We start from the raw sequence: 14,892 nt of genomic DNA, 5'->3' as shown, positions 1-14,892 counted from the left end.
CGACCACAGGGTGGCGCCAATTGTGACCAGGCCGGTCTTGACTGAGTGAGAACAGGCTGGATTGGATCAGTGCAAGGGCTTCCCTTCTCGGACGCCTGGACCACCTTGCATCCCCTGACTTCCGGAACGGGAATCGTGACTTCTACCGCCGCACACCGCAGGTCCCTCAGGAAGAACCCCGGCGTGGCCGCCGTCGCGCTCGCCGCCGCCACGGTCCTGCTGGCGGGATGCGGGTCCTCCGACGACAGCTCCGACCCGCTGAGCGAGGACACGGGAGGCGCCGCGAGCGGTGACACCGTCGTCGTCGGCTCGAACAACTTCGCCGAGAGCATCCTGCTCGCCGACATCTACGGCGAGGCCCTGAAGGCCAAGGGCATCAAGGTCACCTACAAGCCCAACATCGGCAGCCGCGAGACCACTTACGGCCTGCTGAAGAACGGCTCCATCACCGTCCTGCCCGAGTACAACGGCTCCCTGCTGGCCTACCTCGACAAGGACGCGAAGCAGGAGTCCGCGGAGGGCGTGAACGCGGCCGTCAAGGCGAAGCTGGACTCCAAGCTGACGCTGCTGGACTCGGCGCCCGCGGAGGACAAGGACTCGGTCACGGTCAACGCGGCCACCGCGAAGCAGTACCACCTGACCACCGAGTCCACCCTCGCCGACCTCAAGTCCATCGCCCCGGACCTGGTCATCGGCGGTTCGCCGGAGTTCCAGACCCGGCAGCAGGGCCTGCTCGGCCTCGAGTCCCAGTACGGCCTGAAGTTCAAGTCCTTCAAGGCCCTCGACGCGGGCGGCCCGCTGACCCAGGCGGCGCTCAAGAAGAACACCGTGCAGGCCGCGGACATCTTCACGACCGACCCGACCATCACCAAGGAGAAGTTCGTCGTCCTCCAGGACCCGAAGAACCTCTTCGGCTTCGCGAACGTGACCCCGCTGGTCTACAAGTCCGGGCTCAGCAAGGAGGGCGTGGCCGCCCTGAACGCGGTCTCGGCCAAGCTGGACACGAAGGCCCTCCTCGCCATGGACTCCCAGGTCCAGCTGGAGAACGGGGACCCGCTGGACGTGGCGAAGGCCTGGCTGAAGTCGAACGGTCTCGGCTGACGGTCCCGGTCGCAGCGCACGGCCCGGGCAGCTCAGGTGCCCGGGCCCGCCCGGGCCGCCGCTCCCAGGGTTCCAGGAGTGTCCACGCGCGGCCGTCACCACCGGCGATCAACGATGGTGACGTCAAGGAGCCCCGCCGTGACGAGGAGCGCGCGAGCGACGGCGGCGCTCGCCTCCTCGTACCCGGTGAGCGCCGCCGGGTCGGCAGGGCCCTGCCGCCGCCTGGGGTGGTTCCCCAGCACCCGCGCCGTTCTGGTGCCCCGCACCCTGGCCGCGCGGGCCGTCGCGCCGATCTCGTCGCCCACGGTCGTCGCACGGCGCAGGACGACCCGGCCCGGAGTTGACCCGTCCCGACGAGTGAGATCCGGCGCCAGGGCTTCCCGGGCCTGCCAGGTCCTAGTCGACCGCCGCGGCGATCAGCAGGTCCAGGAGGACGATCAGCACGTCCCGGGACGACTCGCGCCGCCGTGCGTCGCACAGCACCACCGGGACGTCCGGCGGAAGGGCCAGGGACTCCCTGATGTCGTCGGCCGGGTACGGGTGCCGGCCGTCGAAACCGTTCACGGCGACAACGAAGGGGATGCGCCGGCGCTCGAAGAAGTCCACGGCGGCGAAGCTCGACTCCGGGCGCCGCACGTCGATGAGGACGACCGCGCCGAGGGCCCCGACGGCGAGGTCGTTCCACATGAACCAGAACCGCTGCTGGCCCGGGGTGCCGAAGAGGTACAGCACGAGTTCGTCGCTGATGGTGATCCGGCCGAAGTCCATGGCCACGGTCGTGGCCCGCTTCTCCTCGATCCCGGCGAGGTCGTCGACACCCAGACCGGCGACGGTGAGGGGTTCCTCCGTGCGCAGCGGGGTGATCTCGCTGACCGACCCGACCATGGTGGTCTTGCCGACACCGAAGCCCCCGGCGATGAGGATCTTGACGGTGTCGGGCGCGGCGGGAGCGGCTGTCCCGGTGGCGAGCGCGTCAGAGCCGGCCAAGGCCTTCCCTCACTTTCTGCAACAGGTCCAGGTCCGGGGTGCGGGGCGAGACGGGGCGCGGCGGGTGCGCGGTGATCAGGCCCGCCTCCAGGAGGTCGCACAGCATGATCACGACCACGCTGACCGGGAGGTCGAGCAGCGCGGCCAGCTCCGCCACGGCGACCGGGCGGGCGCACCGGCGCAGGATGCGGCTCTGCTCCGCCTGCGGCCGGGGGGACCCCTCCGGCGGCGGGTCCACCGCGGTCACCGTCGTGATGAGGGTGAAGTCGGCTCGGCTGGGCCGGGTCCGTCCGCCGGTCAGGGCGAACAGTCGCACCAGCCGGCCGGCCGCGTCACTGTCGGTCACCTCACCCGCCGGTGGGGCCGATGCCGGCCCGTGGTGCCGCGCTGAGGTGCTCGCCGATCTTCTTCACCAGCATGTTCATCTGGTACGCCACCACGCCGACGTCGGCGTTCGGTCCGGTGAGGACGACGAGGTGGGCGCCGGGCCCCGCGGAGGTGAGGACCAGGAAACTGTTGGCCATCTCGATGAGCGCCTGGCGCACCGGGCCGCCCCGGAAGTCCATGCTGACGCCCTTGCTCAGGCTCATCAGACCGGACGCGGTCGCCGCCAGCCGTTCGGCGTCGTCGCGCAGGAACCCGGTGGACTTGCTGACGACCAGCCCGTCCTCGGAGAGCACGACCGCCTGCGTCACGTCGGCGACCCGCTCCACGAGTCCGGTGAGCAGCTGGTCCAGCTGGGTGTGCGTGGCGGGGGTGGGGCGTGTCATGGCGTGTCCTTCATGAGCGATCGGTGTCGGGAGTACGGGCGGCGACGGGCGGGGCCTCCGGAGCGCCGGGCCGGCCGTTCGAGTCGGCGGTGGTCGGTTCCCCGGGTGCGAGCGTGTCCTCGGGGGTGTCGAGGAGGTCGTCCTCGTCCCGGGCGCGGAGCGTGCCGCGCTGGAATCCGGCGAGCGAGGAGGCCGCGTGGTCGGCGGTGAACTCGTCGGCATCCTCCTCCTGGCCACGGGCCGAGACCTCCTCGCGCAGCTCGACGGCGAGGCTGGTCTGCGGCACCCGCCGGGGGAGCGGGGTGAGACCGTCGGGGCGGGGGGCGGGTGTGTCACGAGCCGCCGGGAGCGGCCGGGGCCCCGCCCGCCCGGACACCGCTCCGGGCGTCGGCTCCGCGCCCGGCGATCCCGCCGGCTCCGCCGGGTCCCCGGCCCGCGCGGCGCCTGCCCGGTCCTCCGGGCCCGAGGTGTCCGCCGAGTCGGCGGAGTCCGCCGTACCTTCCGTACCGTCCGTACCGGGGGAGGCCCCGACCGCTGCCGGATCCGACTTCCCGGCCGTCGCTTCCGCGGTCGCCCCTGCGGTCACTGAGGCCGTTGTCCCTGCGGTCACTGAGGCCGTCGCCCCTGCGGTCACTGAGGCCGTCGCCCCGCCCCGGCCCTCCGGCTCGTGCTCCTCCCGTACGACGATCTCGTGCGGGATCAGCACGATCGCCGTCGTTCCGCCGTACGGCGAGGAGCGCAGGGTCACCTGGATGCCGTGGCGGTTGGCGAGGCGGGCGACGACGAACATGCCGAGTCGGAGGTCGTCGGCAAGGGCGACCACGTCGAACTTGGGGGCCTCGGCCAAGTGGGCGTTGAAGGCGGCGTACTCGTCCTCCGACATGCCGAGGCCCCGGTCCTCGACCTCGATGGCCAGCCCCTTGGCGACCAGCCCGGCCCGTACCCCGACCGGACTCGGCGCGGGCGAGTACAGCGTGGCGTTCTCGATCAGTTCGGCCAGCAGGTGGATCACGTCCGCGACCGCGGGCGGGGCCACGCAGACCTCCTCCTCGGTGCGCACCTCCACCCGCTGGTACTCGGCGACCTCGCCCACCGCACTGCGCAGGATGTCGATCAGCGCGACCGGCTCGGTCCAGCTGCGCCGCGGCTGCCCGCCGCTGATGATGACCAGGTTCTCCTCGTACCGCCGCAACTGGCTGGCCGTGGAGTCGAGTTCGTACAGCCCCGCCAGGACGTCCGGGTCCTGGTGCTCGCGCTCCAGGGTGTCCAGCCGGCTGAGCTGGAGGTTGACAAGGTTCTGGCTCTGCCGGGCGATCCCGAGGATCACCTTCTGGAACCCCCGCCGGGTGTCGGCGAGTTCGACGGCGGTCACCACGGCTGTGCGCTGTGCCGTGTTGAACGCCTGGGCGACCTGCCCCAGTTCGTCCGAGCCGTAGTCCAACTCCGGTGCGGCCCGGTCCACATCGACCTTCTCGCCCCGCTCCAGGCGCGCGACCACGTCCGGAAGCCGTTCCTGGGCGAGGCCCAGCGTGGCCTCCCGCAGGCCCCGCAGCCGCCGGGACAGCGAACGGGTGATCCGCCAGGACATGACCAGGCAGATCAGCAGCGCGATCAGTCCGCCCGCGCTCAGGGAGCCCGCCGTCAGCAACTGCTCGTGCGCCTTGTCCGCGCTCCGGGTCAGCAGGCCCGAGGTCTGCTGCCGGATCAGGTCGGTGTAGCGGACGGAGACCCTCGTCATCGCGGCCGACCACCGCTTGCCCGCGTCCGGCAGGGCCACCCGTCCGGTGCCGGCGACCGGGCGAGCGGCGAGGACCTGGTCCTCGACCGCCGTGAGGGTCCGCCAGTCCGCGCTCGACAGGATCCGCTCGGTCTGCGTCTTCGCCTCGCCGCTCAGCGCGGGCACGATCTGGTCCTCGACGAGCCACCGGCGGGTGTTGACCAGCTGGACGAAGTGCTCCCAGGCCTTCTCGTCGAGATGCCCGGACGGCCAGGCCAGGGTGAGTGCCACATCCTCCTGCGAGGTCAGCTCCGCCGCGTGTTCGAGCGCGACGAGCGGACCGGCCTGCGAGGTGAGGTCGCCGTCGTCGACCTGCGAGAGCTGCTGGAAGGCGTGTATCTGGTCGTCGATGATCGACGTGTACTGGTCGAGGGCCTGCTCGGAGGTGATGTCGGTGGGGTGGTCCACCTGGTCGCGGTAGTACTCCAGGCTGCCCACCGAGCCGAGGACCGAGTACAGCTGGTCGGCGATGCGCGCGGGCGCCCGCTGGATCTCCTCGGACCGCCGCACGAGCTGGGCGACCGCCGCGTCCGTGGCCGCCCGCTTCTCGTCCAGGGCGGCCCGGGAACCGGGCACCTTGGACAGCCAGGCGGCGGACACCGCGCGTTCCCCCTGCAGCGCGAGCGTGGTCTCGGTGCCCATCGCGCCGGTCGACCTGCTCAGCTCGGTCTGCGAGCGCAGCCGCAGGCCTTCCGAGAACAACTGCGTGGTCGTCACACCCCACATCGCGGCGAGCGTCACGCTCGGCACCAGCGCCAGCATGATGAGGGAGAGACGTATGGAGCCGAGGCGGCGGCGGGCGCCTTTCCGGTCGGGCATGGTCGTCCTTGGGCGGTCAGGGAGAGCGGAGTGGGCCGGTCGGGGGGTAGCGGTTGTCGGGAGGGGAGGTCACCGCGTGCCCGCGGCGGCGAACTTCGCGACCGCGGCGACGTTCGTCCGGGTGACGAACGCGGGCCCGGTGAGCACGGGAGCCACGCCGCCCCCGCTGATGTTGCCGTTGGTCCGGTACAGCCACAGCGAGTCCACGGCGAGGTAGCCCTGCAGATACGGCTGCTGGTCCACCGCGAACTGCACGTCCCCGGCGCGGACCGCCTTGACCAGGTCGTTGTTGAGGTCGAAGGTGGCGACGTGGGCCCTGCTGCCGGCGGCCTTCACCGAGTCCACGGCATCCAGCGCGAACTGCGCGCCGAGGGTGACGACCTCGTCGATGCCGGGGTTCTGCCGCAGCCTGGCCGTGAGGACGGTGTCCACGGCCTCGGGGTCGGTGCCCTCCACGTACAGGTTCTCGGTCTCGCCGCCGAACGTCTTCTTCACTCCGGCGCAGCGCGCCTCCAGGGCGACATTGCCCCGCTCGTGGATGACGCACAGCGCGTGCTTGACCTTCAGGCCGTTCAGCTTGTCGCCGACGGCCGCGCCGGCGACGATCTCGTCCTCGCCGAAGTACTCCAGCAGTCCCTGCGACTTCCAGGCGTCGATACCGGAGTTGAGGCCCACCACCGGAATGCCGGCCGCCCGGGCCGCGGCCACCGGGGCCCTCATCGCGGCCGGCTTGGCCAGGGTCACCGCGATGCCGTCGACCCGGTCGCTGATCGCGTCGCGCACCAGCTGGGCCTGCCCCGCCGGATCGGAGTCGTTGGCGTACGTCAGGTCGACACCGTCCTTGGCGGCGGCGGCCTCGGCCCCCTTCTGCACACGTTCCCAGAAGGAGTCGCCCTCGCCGCCGTGGGTGATCAGGGCGATCTTCAGCCCGGCGCCGTCCGCGCCCTTCGCCGCGTCTGTGCCCCCGCCGAGGTCGCCGCCGGCGCCGGAGCAGCCGGCGAGAAGCAGCACGGCGACGGAGGTGAGGGCGGCCACGCGCAGGGATCTCAAGGAAGTCCGAGGTGGGGGAGGAGTGTTCATGGGGTGCGGCACCTCGCTGTGCGGCCTGGCAGGCGGAACGCGAAAGTGCGGCCGGGACGCGGGCGCGTCGGCCGTCGAACTTTCACTGGCCAGGAGCCAACCGCGTGTGACCGCCGGTAGTCAAGTGATCAGCCCGTGTAGTGACTTCTCGGTTCCGCATCGTAATGATCTTCACGTACGTGTGCGGGAGGAGACCGCACCCCATGTCCGCGTCCCGAACCACCTCGGCGGTGTGCGTTTTCCTCGTCCCGGCCCCTCTGGACGGAAGAATTCCTCGATACTGCGTCCGTGGCTGGCCCTCCGGCGGGACCGCTTCCCAGCCTGGTCCCATGACCATGACCATGACCATGACCACCCACCACCTGAACCCCTCCCGACGGCTCGCGCTCGGTGCGCTGCTGCTCGGCGAGGCCATGAACCTGCTGGACGCGACCGTCGTCCAGGTCGCCGCGCCCGCCATCCACGCCGAACTGGGCGGGCGGGGCGGTGTCGGACGTGCAGTGGTTCGGTGCCGCCTACACCCTGCCGTTCGCGGTGCTGCTCGTCACCGGCGCGGGCGGCTCGACGACATCCTCGGCCGCAAGCGGCTGTTCGTCGCGGGCGTCGCGGGCTTCACGCTCGCCTCCGTCGCCTGCGCCCTGGCGCCCGCTGTAGGGGTCCTGATCGCCTTCAGGGCGCTGCAGGGAGCCGCGGCGGCGGTGATCGTCCCCCAGACCATCGGCCTGATCAAGGCGATGTTCTCGGGCCCCGAGCTGTCCAGGGCCCTGGGCTGCATCGGCCCGGTGATGGGCCTCGCGGCCGTGTGCGGACCGGTACTCGGCGGGGTGCTGACCCACGCCGACCTGTGCGGCTCGTCCTGGCGCGTGGTGTTCCTGGTCAACGTCCCGCTCGCACTGGTGGTCCTGCGCCTGGCCCGCGAGCCCCTGATCGGCTCGGACCTCTCCCCGGGCCGCACCCCCGCTGGTGGAGCCGGGGCTGTTCGCCCACCGGGCCTTCCCGGCCGCGCTGGTCGCCTCCACGGCCTTCTTCGCGGTGACGAACGGTCTCATGACCGTCGTGGGGCTTCAGTCCAACTGGGCTTCGGGATCGGTGTGTTGAAGTCGGGCCTGACCCTCGCCCCGTTGTCGCTCGGGCTCGCTCTGGCCTCGTGGGCGGCGGGGGGCGTACGGCGTACGACGGTGGGGGCGCCGCGTGATGTACGCCGGGCTCGGTGTCCTGCTGGCCGGCCTGTGCGCGTCCGTGGCCGTCTACCACTCGGCGACACCGGGTGGGTACCCCCGGGCCCTGCCCCTTGCCCTGACCGCCGTCGGCTGCGGCGCCGGCCTCTTCGCCCCCGCCTTCTTCACCCTGGCCCTGACCCCGCTCCGGCCCCGCGAGACGGGCTCGGCGGCGGGCCTCCTGAACGCGGTTCCCACCACCCGCAGTCCGGACTCCGCGCGCAGTCGCCGGTACCGCCGCGCGACCGTCTGCGCCGAGACGCCCAGCACGGAGGCGATCCGGCTGAACGCCACCAACGACACCATGCTCCCGGACGGGGCGAGGAGGGACGCCCTGGCACACCAAGCCCTCGACCTCACGCTGTTGCACCTCTTCCCCATGCCCAACCTGGACGACATGGAAGCGAACTCCGCCCGCTCACCGACGTGTTGGGATTCCTGCCGTACGGCAACGGGGTGCACTACGACAGCGACCCGGGCCCCCGCCCCTGGTCCACCGACTCGTCGCGGACGGCACCCTGCCCGCCACCCACTGCACCGAGGTGCCCGGCAAGGGTGCCTACCTCGTGACGCGCGAAGGCGACAGAGCGGTCGAGGAACGCGTCGAACCGCGCAGGCTGCCCGGCGTGTGACGGGCGTGCCTGCGCGGTCCGGGCCCCGGGAGGGGGAAGGCGGATGCGCGAGCCGGCTGCCGGAGCGGTCCGCTCGTCCGGGTTACTGGGCGGCCCTCGGTACTCCGGCGGCCGTCACGGTCTGAGCCGTGGGGATGTCGGTGCCCTGGTGCCCTGCGTCGGTCGCAGAGCCGTCCTGTGCCGCCGGCCGAGCCGGACCGCGCCGCTCGCGCCGGCTCACCCGTGGGTCCTGTTCGGGCAGCCAGCCGAAGGTCAGGACGCTTCCCGCGACCCCCAGCAGGAGGCCGACCATGAAGCCGCCCAGGTTCGAGGTGACCCAGGTGCCCATGGAGATCAGGACGCCGGTGATCGAGTAGAACAGGCGCTGGTCGGGGCTGAAGAGGATCAGCAGCCCCAGCAGCACCATCAGGGTCGGCAGGAGGTAGCCCGCCACGCCCTGCATCCCGATGTGCAGGACGACCTTCACCGAGGCCTTCATGGTGAGCAGGATCCAGGCCCCGCCCAGGGTGAGCCAGAGGCCGCCGAAGAAGGGGCGTCCGTACACCCAGCGGGTGAACGCGTCCTGCTCGGCGACAGGCTGCTGTCCGCCCGTCGGCTCGGGCCCGCCCACCGGCTCCTGCCCCTCCATCAGCAGGCCTTGCTGCTGAAGCTCAGCTTGAGGCCGGGCAGCTTGAACACACCTGCCGTGGTGGCGTAGTTGGTCTGCCGCAGGGTGTCGATGTGCACGGTGTCGGCCTGCTGGCTGAAGACGCCGAGGGGGCCCTTCACCCCCGCCTTGGTGAGGGTGCTGGCGTCGTTGCCGATCTCGATGTTGCGGAAGGCGGCGTTACCGGACATCTCGGTCGAGTCCGTGGTCAGGTCGGTGGCCTCGACCTTCCTCTCCCCGGAGCCTGCCTCGATCTTCAGGTTGGTGCCGCCCAGGTCGACGCTCTGGCACAGCTTGGAAAGGGTCGCGCTCTTGATGGCGGAGGTCACGACCAGCACCTGACCACCGGTGTCGCCGGCGTTCGGGCTGTTGTCCGCCATGTTGTCGAGGCCGCCGAACTGCTCGAAGCCGGTGCCGTCGAGGCTTTCCGCGGTGACCGTGAAGGGCATGCCGGAGATGGCGAACTGGGCACCCAGAGCACCCTCGGCGGTCATGATCGCGAGCCCCGCGGTGATCGCGACGGCCGGTACGGCCATGATCGCGGCCCGGCGGCCCCGGACCCGCCCGCGTCTCGCGGAGCTGCCGGGGGCTTCGGGTGCGGAACCGCTTTCAGGGGTCTCGGAGGTGGTGCCGACGGACGAGGCCATGTGTTGCTCCCAGGGGCATAGTCAACGCAAGTGATGCTCACGTGCGGATGTACGGCTTCAGTGGCTTGTGTCCTGGCGCGGACGGTGGCTGCGGTGCACGTCTCCTCCCAACCCCCGGCGGCTGCAAGGGCTTTCTCGTACTCCGCAGTAATGCCACGGAAGTTACCGGCGGTTACGTCCATGGGTCAAGCAAGTTGTGAGTAAAGGGTGTCGATTATGGGGCCCCCGTGATCAACAACCCTTCCGGCGGCGACAAAAAGCGCTGATTGAAGATCAACTACCCTGCGACACCTTGACGTTGACGGATGATCAGGTCTACAACTCTCCCTGGCTCGCTCGGATCCGTGGCGCCGGATCCAAGCCGTCGGGCGGCACCTGCCCCCGTGCCCGGACCAGCTGTCCCGCACGGGTTCTTCACCGCCCGAGTCCGCCCCCTCCACGGCACCCGAACCGGCCGATTCCCCCCGAGGCCGCACCGGGCTCGCCTCTCTCACCCGGCCCGGCCGGACCCTCCCCCATGGGGCACCCGGCCGGTCACCGGTCTGATGCCGTTGCCGGTCCGTCATGTACGGAGAAGGCGTGACGGGCCGGCAACGGTGGACGCCGACGCGCGTCCGCGCCCCCCCCCACACCCACCCTCACCTCAGGAAAGAGGCAACCCCGCATGCGTATGCGTTCTCTGCTCTCCCTCACCGCCGCTGCCGCCGCCTTCGCGCTGCCTGTGGCCGTGGCCGCGTCCGCCCCCGCCGCGGCGGCCGACGTCGCCGTCCTCACCACCGGCTCGGTCGGCGGCCCCAACGTCGCCGAGGGCTCGACCATCAGCGCGTCCCTGGCCACCGGCACCACCGCGACCCTCTACTCCAGCTCGACGGGCACCAGCGGGATCACCTGCACGGCCTCCACCTTCACCGCCACGGTCAGCGGCAACCCGACCGCGCCGGGCACCGCCACCGAGTCCCTGACCGGGCAGACCTTCAGCGGCTGCACCTCGAACGTGGTCGGCGTCCTCGGCGTCACCAGCGTCACGGTGAACAACCTGCCGTACACCACGGCCGTGTCCTCCGACGGCTCCGTCGCCGTGACCCCGGCGAGCGGTACCGCCATCCAGACCACCGTCGTGCTGCGCACCCTGCTGGGCAGCGTCAGCTGTGTCTACCAGGCGGCGTCCGGCCTGGCCGGCACGGCCGACAACACCGACAACAGCATCAAGTTCGCCAACCAGCAGTTCAGCCGGACGTCCGGTTCCTCGCTGTGCCCCGCCAGCGGTTTCTGGACCGCGAAGTACAGCCCGGTGACCACGGGCGGCGAGCCGGTCTACGTCAACTGAACTCCGTAACCTCGTAGTTCAGCGTCGGCGCAGACGAAGCGCCAGGGCGGCGCCCCCGGTGAGCACCAGCACCGCGGCGGCGCCGCCCGCCATCATGGGCGCGGAAGGACCGGAGCCGGGATCGGCGTCGGCCGCCACCGGAGTGGAGTCGGGCACGGCGGCACCCGCCGAACGTGCCACGGACGGCGTCGGCGAGGGCGTGACGGCGGGAGCGGCCGGCGTCGGGCTCTGCGCGGGTTTCTTCTCCGCCGCCTTCGACCGGGTCGGCGACGCGGCGGCGCTCGCCTCGCCCCCGCCCTTGCCGGCCGCCGCCGGGAACACCACGTCCGAGCACGAGTAGTACGTGTCCGCCGTACTGCTGTTCTGCCAGATCGTGTACAGCACCTGCCGGCCCGTGCGGTCCTTCGGCAACGTCATCCGGATCCGGTACGCGCCGTTCGTCAGCGCCGGGTCCTTGGCCTGGGCGAACGGCTGCTCCGGGAGATCGGACCACTTCAGCGGCTTCGACGGGTCGTAGCCGGGCTCGGTGAGGTACATGCGGAACGTGCCGGTGTGCGGGATCGTCGAGACGTACTTCATGGTCAGGGTCGCGCCGGGGGACAGGCGGGTGGCCGGCCAGTCGGAGCGGGCCAGGTCGAGGCCTCGGTAGGCGGGCAGGCCGCCGCTGCACAGCTTCCCGTCGGGGATCGTCTGCCGGTCCCGGCCGTTCACGTTCGCGACCCTCAGGTTGTCCCACGCCGTGAAGGGCGAGCCGTTCGCCGCCACGGCGGTCCGGCAGGCGGGCGTGCCCGTGGAGTCACCGTCGGGGGAGCAGGCGAAGACCCGGCTGACCGGATCGGTGGGAGCGCCGTGGGCCTGCGCGGGCGCCGCCGCGAACACGGTCAGCAGGAACGGGGTCAGGGCGGCGGCGGCCGCCGCGCTGGTACGACGGGCGGTGGTCCAGGGCATCCGGAACATCCGGAACGCCTCCTCGGGCGGCGCGGGAACGACGGGCTTCCGTGCAGTACGGACGGCGTGCCCCGCGCGTTCACCGGCACACCGGCTCGGCCGCTCCCGCGCAGACGCGGGCAAAGCGGCCACCCCCGCTCAACCGGCCACCGTGGAGGGGGTGTTTCCGGCCCGATCAAGGGTTTCCCCTGTATCCGCATGACCTGCTCTTTGCCTATCGTTCGACCACAGCTGACCCACAGGTAACCCCGAACGGGTCACGCCCCCCACGTATGGCCGGCCGCCGCGCTCCTGGCGTCACCCCCCGCTGCTTCATCGACGAAGCGATTCGACTGATGCTCCGCGCTGCCCGGAGCACGGCCACGAAAGGCAAGCCCTTGCGTACCTCCCCCTCCCTGCGGCGGAAGCTGATATCCGCCGCCGCCGTCTCCGCGGCCCTCCTCTCCGTCGGTACGGCCTCCGTCGCCGTCGCCCAGGACACCCCCGCCCAGGAGGCCGCTGTCCCGGCCGCGCTCACCGAGGCCGCCCCCGGCATCCAGGCCGAGCGCCTCATCGTCGGCTACAAGTCCGGCGCCGCCGAGGCCACGTCGAACAAGGCCGCCGAGGCCGACGCCGCCGCCAAGGACGCCGACTTCCAGCGCAGACTCGGCACCGGGGCCGCCCTCGTCGACCTCGGCGCGGACCCCAGCAAGGCCGAAGTGGCCGACGCCGTCGCCGAGTTCAAGGCCGACCCGCAGGTCGCCTACGTCGTACCGGACCGCCTCAACAAGCCGCAGGCCGACCCGAACGACACCGAGTACGCCAAGCAGTGGGACCTGTTCGAGTCCACGGCCGGCATGAACGTGCCGGCCGCCTGGCCGACGTCGACCGGCAGCGGTGTCACCGTCGCCGTCATCGACACCGGCTACGTCACCCACTCCGACCTCGCCGCGAACATCGTCGGCGGCTACGACTTCATCTCCGACACCGCGGTCTCCGTCGACGGCGACGGCCGCGACAGCAACCCGGCCGACCCGGGCGACTACTACGCCGCCAACGAGTGCGGCTCCGGCATCCCGGCCTCCAGCTCCTCCTGGCACGGCACGCACGTCGCCGGCACCATCGCCGCGGTCACGAACAACGGCAAGGGCGTCGCGGGCATCGCGTACGGCGCGAAGATCTCCCCGGTGCGCGTCCTCGGCAAGTGCGGCGGCTACGACTCCGACATCATCGACGGCATCACCTGGGCGTCCGGCGGCACCGTCTCCGGCGTGCCCGCCAACACCAATGTCGCCAAGGTCATCAACATGAGCCTCGGCGGCGACGGCGCCTGCACCTCGGCGACCCAGACCGCCATCAACAACGCCGTCAGCCGCGGTACGACCGTGGTCGTGGCCGCCGGCAACGACAACGAGAACGTCTCCGGCCACTCGCCGGGCAACTGCAACAACATCATCTCGGTCGCCGCCACCAACCGCTCAGGCGCCAAGGCCTCGTACTCCAACTACGGCTCCCTCGTGGACATCTCGGCACCCGGTGGCCAGACCAGCACCGGAACCGCCAACGGCATCCTGTCCACCCTCAACTCCGGTGCCTCGACGCCTTCTTCGGAGTCGTACGCCTATTACCAGGGCACCAGCATGGCCACCCCGCACATCGCGGGCCTGGTCGCGCTGGTCAAGTCGGCGAACCCCGCGCTGACCCCGGCGCAGATCGAGACCGCCATCAAGAACAACGCCCGCCCCCTGCCGGGCGCCTGCTCGGGCGGCTGCGGTGCGGGCCTCGCGGACGCGGCGAAGACGGTGGCGGCCGTGAGCGGCGGCGGTACGACGACGGGGACGACCTTCTCCAGCACCACCGCCGTCGCCATCCCGGACAACGGCTCGGCGATCGAGTCCTCGATCGCCGTCAGCGGCCGCAGCGGCAACGCCCCCTCCACACTCCAGGTCGGCGTCGACATCACCCACACCTACCGCGGTGACCTGGTGATCGGCCTCGTCGCCCCGGACGGCACGGTGTACAGCCTGAAGGCGGCGAGTTCCTCGGACTCCGCGGACAACGTCAACACCACCTACACCGTGAATGCCTCCTCCGAGGCGGCCAACGGCACCTGGAAGCTTCGCGTCCAGGACACGGCGGCGCAGGACACGGGCACGCTCAACGGCTGGAAGCTCACCTTCTGAGCGAACTCCCTGAACGGGTGGGCCGGCCGGTGCGGATGGGGCACCGGCCGGCCCACCTGCGTGCTGCCCGTGACAGGGGTGCCCGATCAGGCCTGGGCGCCCACCAGTTCACCGCTCCCGAGGGACGCCAGCACCCGTGCCCCGCGGTCGGGTCGGCTGTCGAGGCCGACCAGCAGCCCCGGGACCACGATGCTGGGCAGCATGTGAGCCCACATGACGGAGATCCGGTGCGCGAGATCCTCCCGCCCGTGCAGCGCCCGTGACATCAACTGCACTCCGGCGAACGCCCCGACCAGCAGATCCGCCGTGTCCCGCAGCGCGACGGTGGGCAGCAACTCGCCCTGTTCCCGCGCCTCTTGCAGCAGCGACACCACATGCTCGCTCCACTGCCGGAACGGCCCCGTGTGATCGACACCGGGCGGCGCGCACTGGTCCACCGTCAGTCGCACGCTTCCCTTCAGCAGGGAGTTGGTCCGCAGCCGCTGCCCGAAGACGAACGTCGTGTCGACGATCTCCTGCACCTTGCACGGATGCGGCGGTACGGCACCCAGCGGCAACTGCTCGTCGAGCACCGCCTGGGCCAGGGACTCCTTGGAGGGGAAGTGAAAATACAGCGCACCCTTGGTGACGTCGGCCCGCTCCAGCACCATCGCGATGGTGCTCGCGGCGTACCCGTGCTCGTCGAAGACGGCGCCCGCGGCCTCCACGATCGTCCTGCGTGTCCTGATGGCGCGCTCCTGTCTCGCCATAAGAACCCCTCCCATGCGCCGAGTTCGGAT

Annotated in this window: 13 protein-coding genes and 3 pseudogenes; 5 read left to right on the top strand and 11 right to left on the bottom strand. The window is 71.3% G+C overall.

What is annotated here, in order from left to right; genetic code table 11:
• Positions 1-135 precede the first annotated feature (135 nt).
• Positions 136-1,101 carry an ABC transporter substrate-binding protein gene (locus tag D1369_RS09025; protein WP_007385467.1) on the top strand — a complete coding sequence of 322 codons (966 nt, stop codon included), beginning with the start codon at positions 136-138 and terminating at the stop codon, positions 1,099-1,101.
• A 95-nt stretch (positions 1,102-1,196) separates the two neighbouring features.
• Here the strand turns inward: D1369_RS09025 and D1369_RS09020 are convergent, their stop codons facing one another.
• The 6 genes from D1369_RS09020 to D1369_RS08995 all read right to left on the bottom strand — a co-directional run bounded on the left by D1369_RS09020 (position 1,197) and on the right by D1369_RS08995 (position 6,534).
• Positions 1,197-1,406, bottom strand: a complete 210-nt coding sequence (locus D1369_RS09020) for a hypothetical protein (protein ID WP_118082386.1) — start codon at positions 1,404-1,406, stop codon at positions 1,197-1,199.
• 91 nt (positions 1,407-1,497) lie between these two features.
• Positions 1,498-2,088 (bottom strand): ATP/GTP-binding protein, encoded by a 591-nt coding sequence (locus D1369_RS09015; protein WP_118082385.1) that lies wholly within the window; start codon positions 2,086-2,088, stop codon positions 1,498-1,500.
• On the bottom strand, positions 2,075-2,434 hold the full coding sequence (locus D1369_RS09010; protein WP_007385468.1) for a DUF742 domain-containing protein: 360 nt from the start codon (positions 2,432-2,434) through the stop codon (positions 2,075-2,077). The genes D1369_RS09015 and D1369_RS09010 overlap by 14 nt, the downstream gene beginning before the upstream one ends.
• 1 nt (position 2,435) lies before the next feature.
• Positions 2,436-2,858, bottom strand: coding sequence for a roadblock/LC7 domain-containing protein (locus D1369_RS09005; RefSeq protein WP_007385469.1), 423 nt, complete (start codon positions 2,856-2,858; stop codon positions 2,436-2,438).
• 10 nt (positions 2,859-2,868) lie between these two features.
• Positions 2,869-5,454 (bottom strand): nitrate- and nitrite sensing domain-containing protein, encoded by a 2,586-nt coding sequence (locus D1369_RS09000; RefSeq protein WP_118082384.1) that lies wholly within the window; start codon positions 5,452-5,454, stop codon positions 2,869-2,871.
• A 69-nt stretch (positions 5,455-5,523) separates the two neighbouring features.
• Complete coding sequence (locus tag D1369_RS08995) at positions 5,524-6,534, bottom strand: substrate-binding domain-containing protein (protein WP_007385471.1); 1,011 nt, start codon at positions 6,532-6,534, stop codon at positions 5,524-5,526.
• A 164-nt stretch (positions 6,535-6,698) separates the two neighbouring features.
• Between D1369_RS08995 and D1369_RS44735 the strand changes: the two are divergent.
• A pseudogene (locus D1369_RS44735) lies at positions 6,699-7,379 on the top strand (MFS transporter); the annotation flags it as partial.
• Between the two features lie 564 nt (positions 7,380-7,943).
• Here the strand turns inward: D1369_RS44735 and D1369_RS08985 are convergent.
• Positions 7,944-8,057: pseudogene (locus D1369_RS08985) on the bottom strand (AsnC family transcriptional regulator); the annotation flags it as partial.
• A 93-nt stretch (positions 8,058-8,150) separates the two neighbouring features.
• On the opposite strand from D1369_RS08985, the pseudogene D1369_RS44730 reads away from it, so the two are divergent.
• Positions 8,151-8,383 (top strand): annotated as a pseudogene (locus D1369_RS44730) (peptidase E); the annotation flags it as partial.
• Between the two features lie 82 nt (positions 8,384-8,465).
• On the opposite strand, the gene D1369_RS08975 reads toward D1369_RS44730, so the two are convergent.
• Together D1369_RS08975 and D1369_RS08970 are read right to left on the bottom strand one after the other, a co-directional pair.
• Entirely contained in the window at positions 8,466-9,011 is a 546-nt protein-coding gene (locus tag D1369_RS08975; RefSeq protein WP_202477113.1) for a DUF6114 domain-containing protein, read from the bottom strand.
• On the bottom strand, positions 9,011-9,676 hold the full coding sequence (locus D1369_RS08970; protein WP_007385474.1) for a DUF6230 family protein: 666 nt from the start codon (positions 9,674-9,676) through the stop codon (positions 9,011-9,013). The genes D1369_RS08975 and D1369_RS08970 overlap by 1 nt, the downstream gene beginning before the upstream one ends.
• Before the next feature lie 664 nt (positions 9,677-10,340).
• Between D1369_RS08970 and D1369_RS08965 the strand changes: the two genes are divergently transcribed.
• A complete protein-coding gene (locus tag D1369_RS08965; protein WP_037901744.1) occupies positions 10,341-11,003 on the top strand; it encodes a hypothetical protein in 663 nt (220 codons plus the stop codon).
• 18 nt (positions 11,004-11,021) lie between these two features.
• On the opposite strand, the gene D1369_RS08960 is transcribed toward D1369_RS08965, so the two are convergent.
• A complete protein-coding gene (locus tag D1369_RS08960) occupies positions 11,022-11,951 on the bottom strand; it encodes a lytic polysaccharide monooxygenase (RefSeq protein ID WP_205574522.1) in 930 nt (309 codons plus the stop codon).
• A gap of 377 nt (positions 11,952-12,328) precedes the next feature.
• Here D1369_RS08960 and D1369_RS08955 point away from each other — a divergent pair, with 377 nt between their 5' ends.
• On the top strand, positions 12,329-14,113 hold the full coding sequence (locus D1369_RS08955; protein ID WP_118083125.1) for a S8 family serine peptidase: 1,785 nt from the start codon (positions 12,329-12,331) through the stop codon (positions 14,111-14,113).
• A gap of 86 nt (positions 14,114-14,199) precedes the next feature.
• Here the strand turns inward: D1369_RS08955 and D1369_RS08950 are convergent, their stop codons facing one another.
• Positions 14,200-14,862 carry a ScbR family autoregulator-binding transcription factor gene (locus tag D1369_RS08950; RefSeq protein WP_007385476.1) on the bottom strand — a complete coding sequence of 221 codons (663 nt, stop codon included), beginning with the start codon at positions 14,860-14,862 and terminating at the stop codon, positions 14,200-14,202.
• Between the last annotated feature and the right edge of the window lie 30 nt (positions 14,863-14,892).

Origin of the sequence: Streptomyces sp. CC0208, from assembly GCF_003443735.1 — a bacterium.
Taxonomy (GTDB): Bacteria; Actinomycetota; Actinomycetes; order Streptomycetales; family Streptomycetaceae; genus Streptomyces; species Streptomyces sviceus.
The sequence above is the reverse complement of the archived record's forward strand: the minus strand, read 5'-3'. Positions and strand labels throughout refer to the sequence as shown.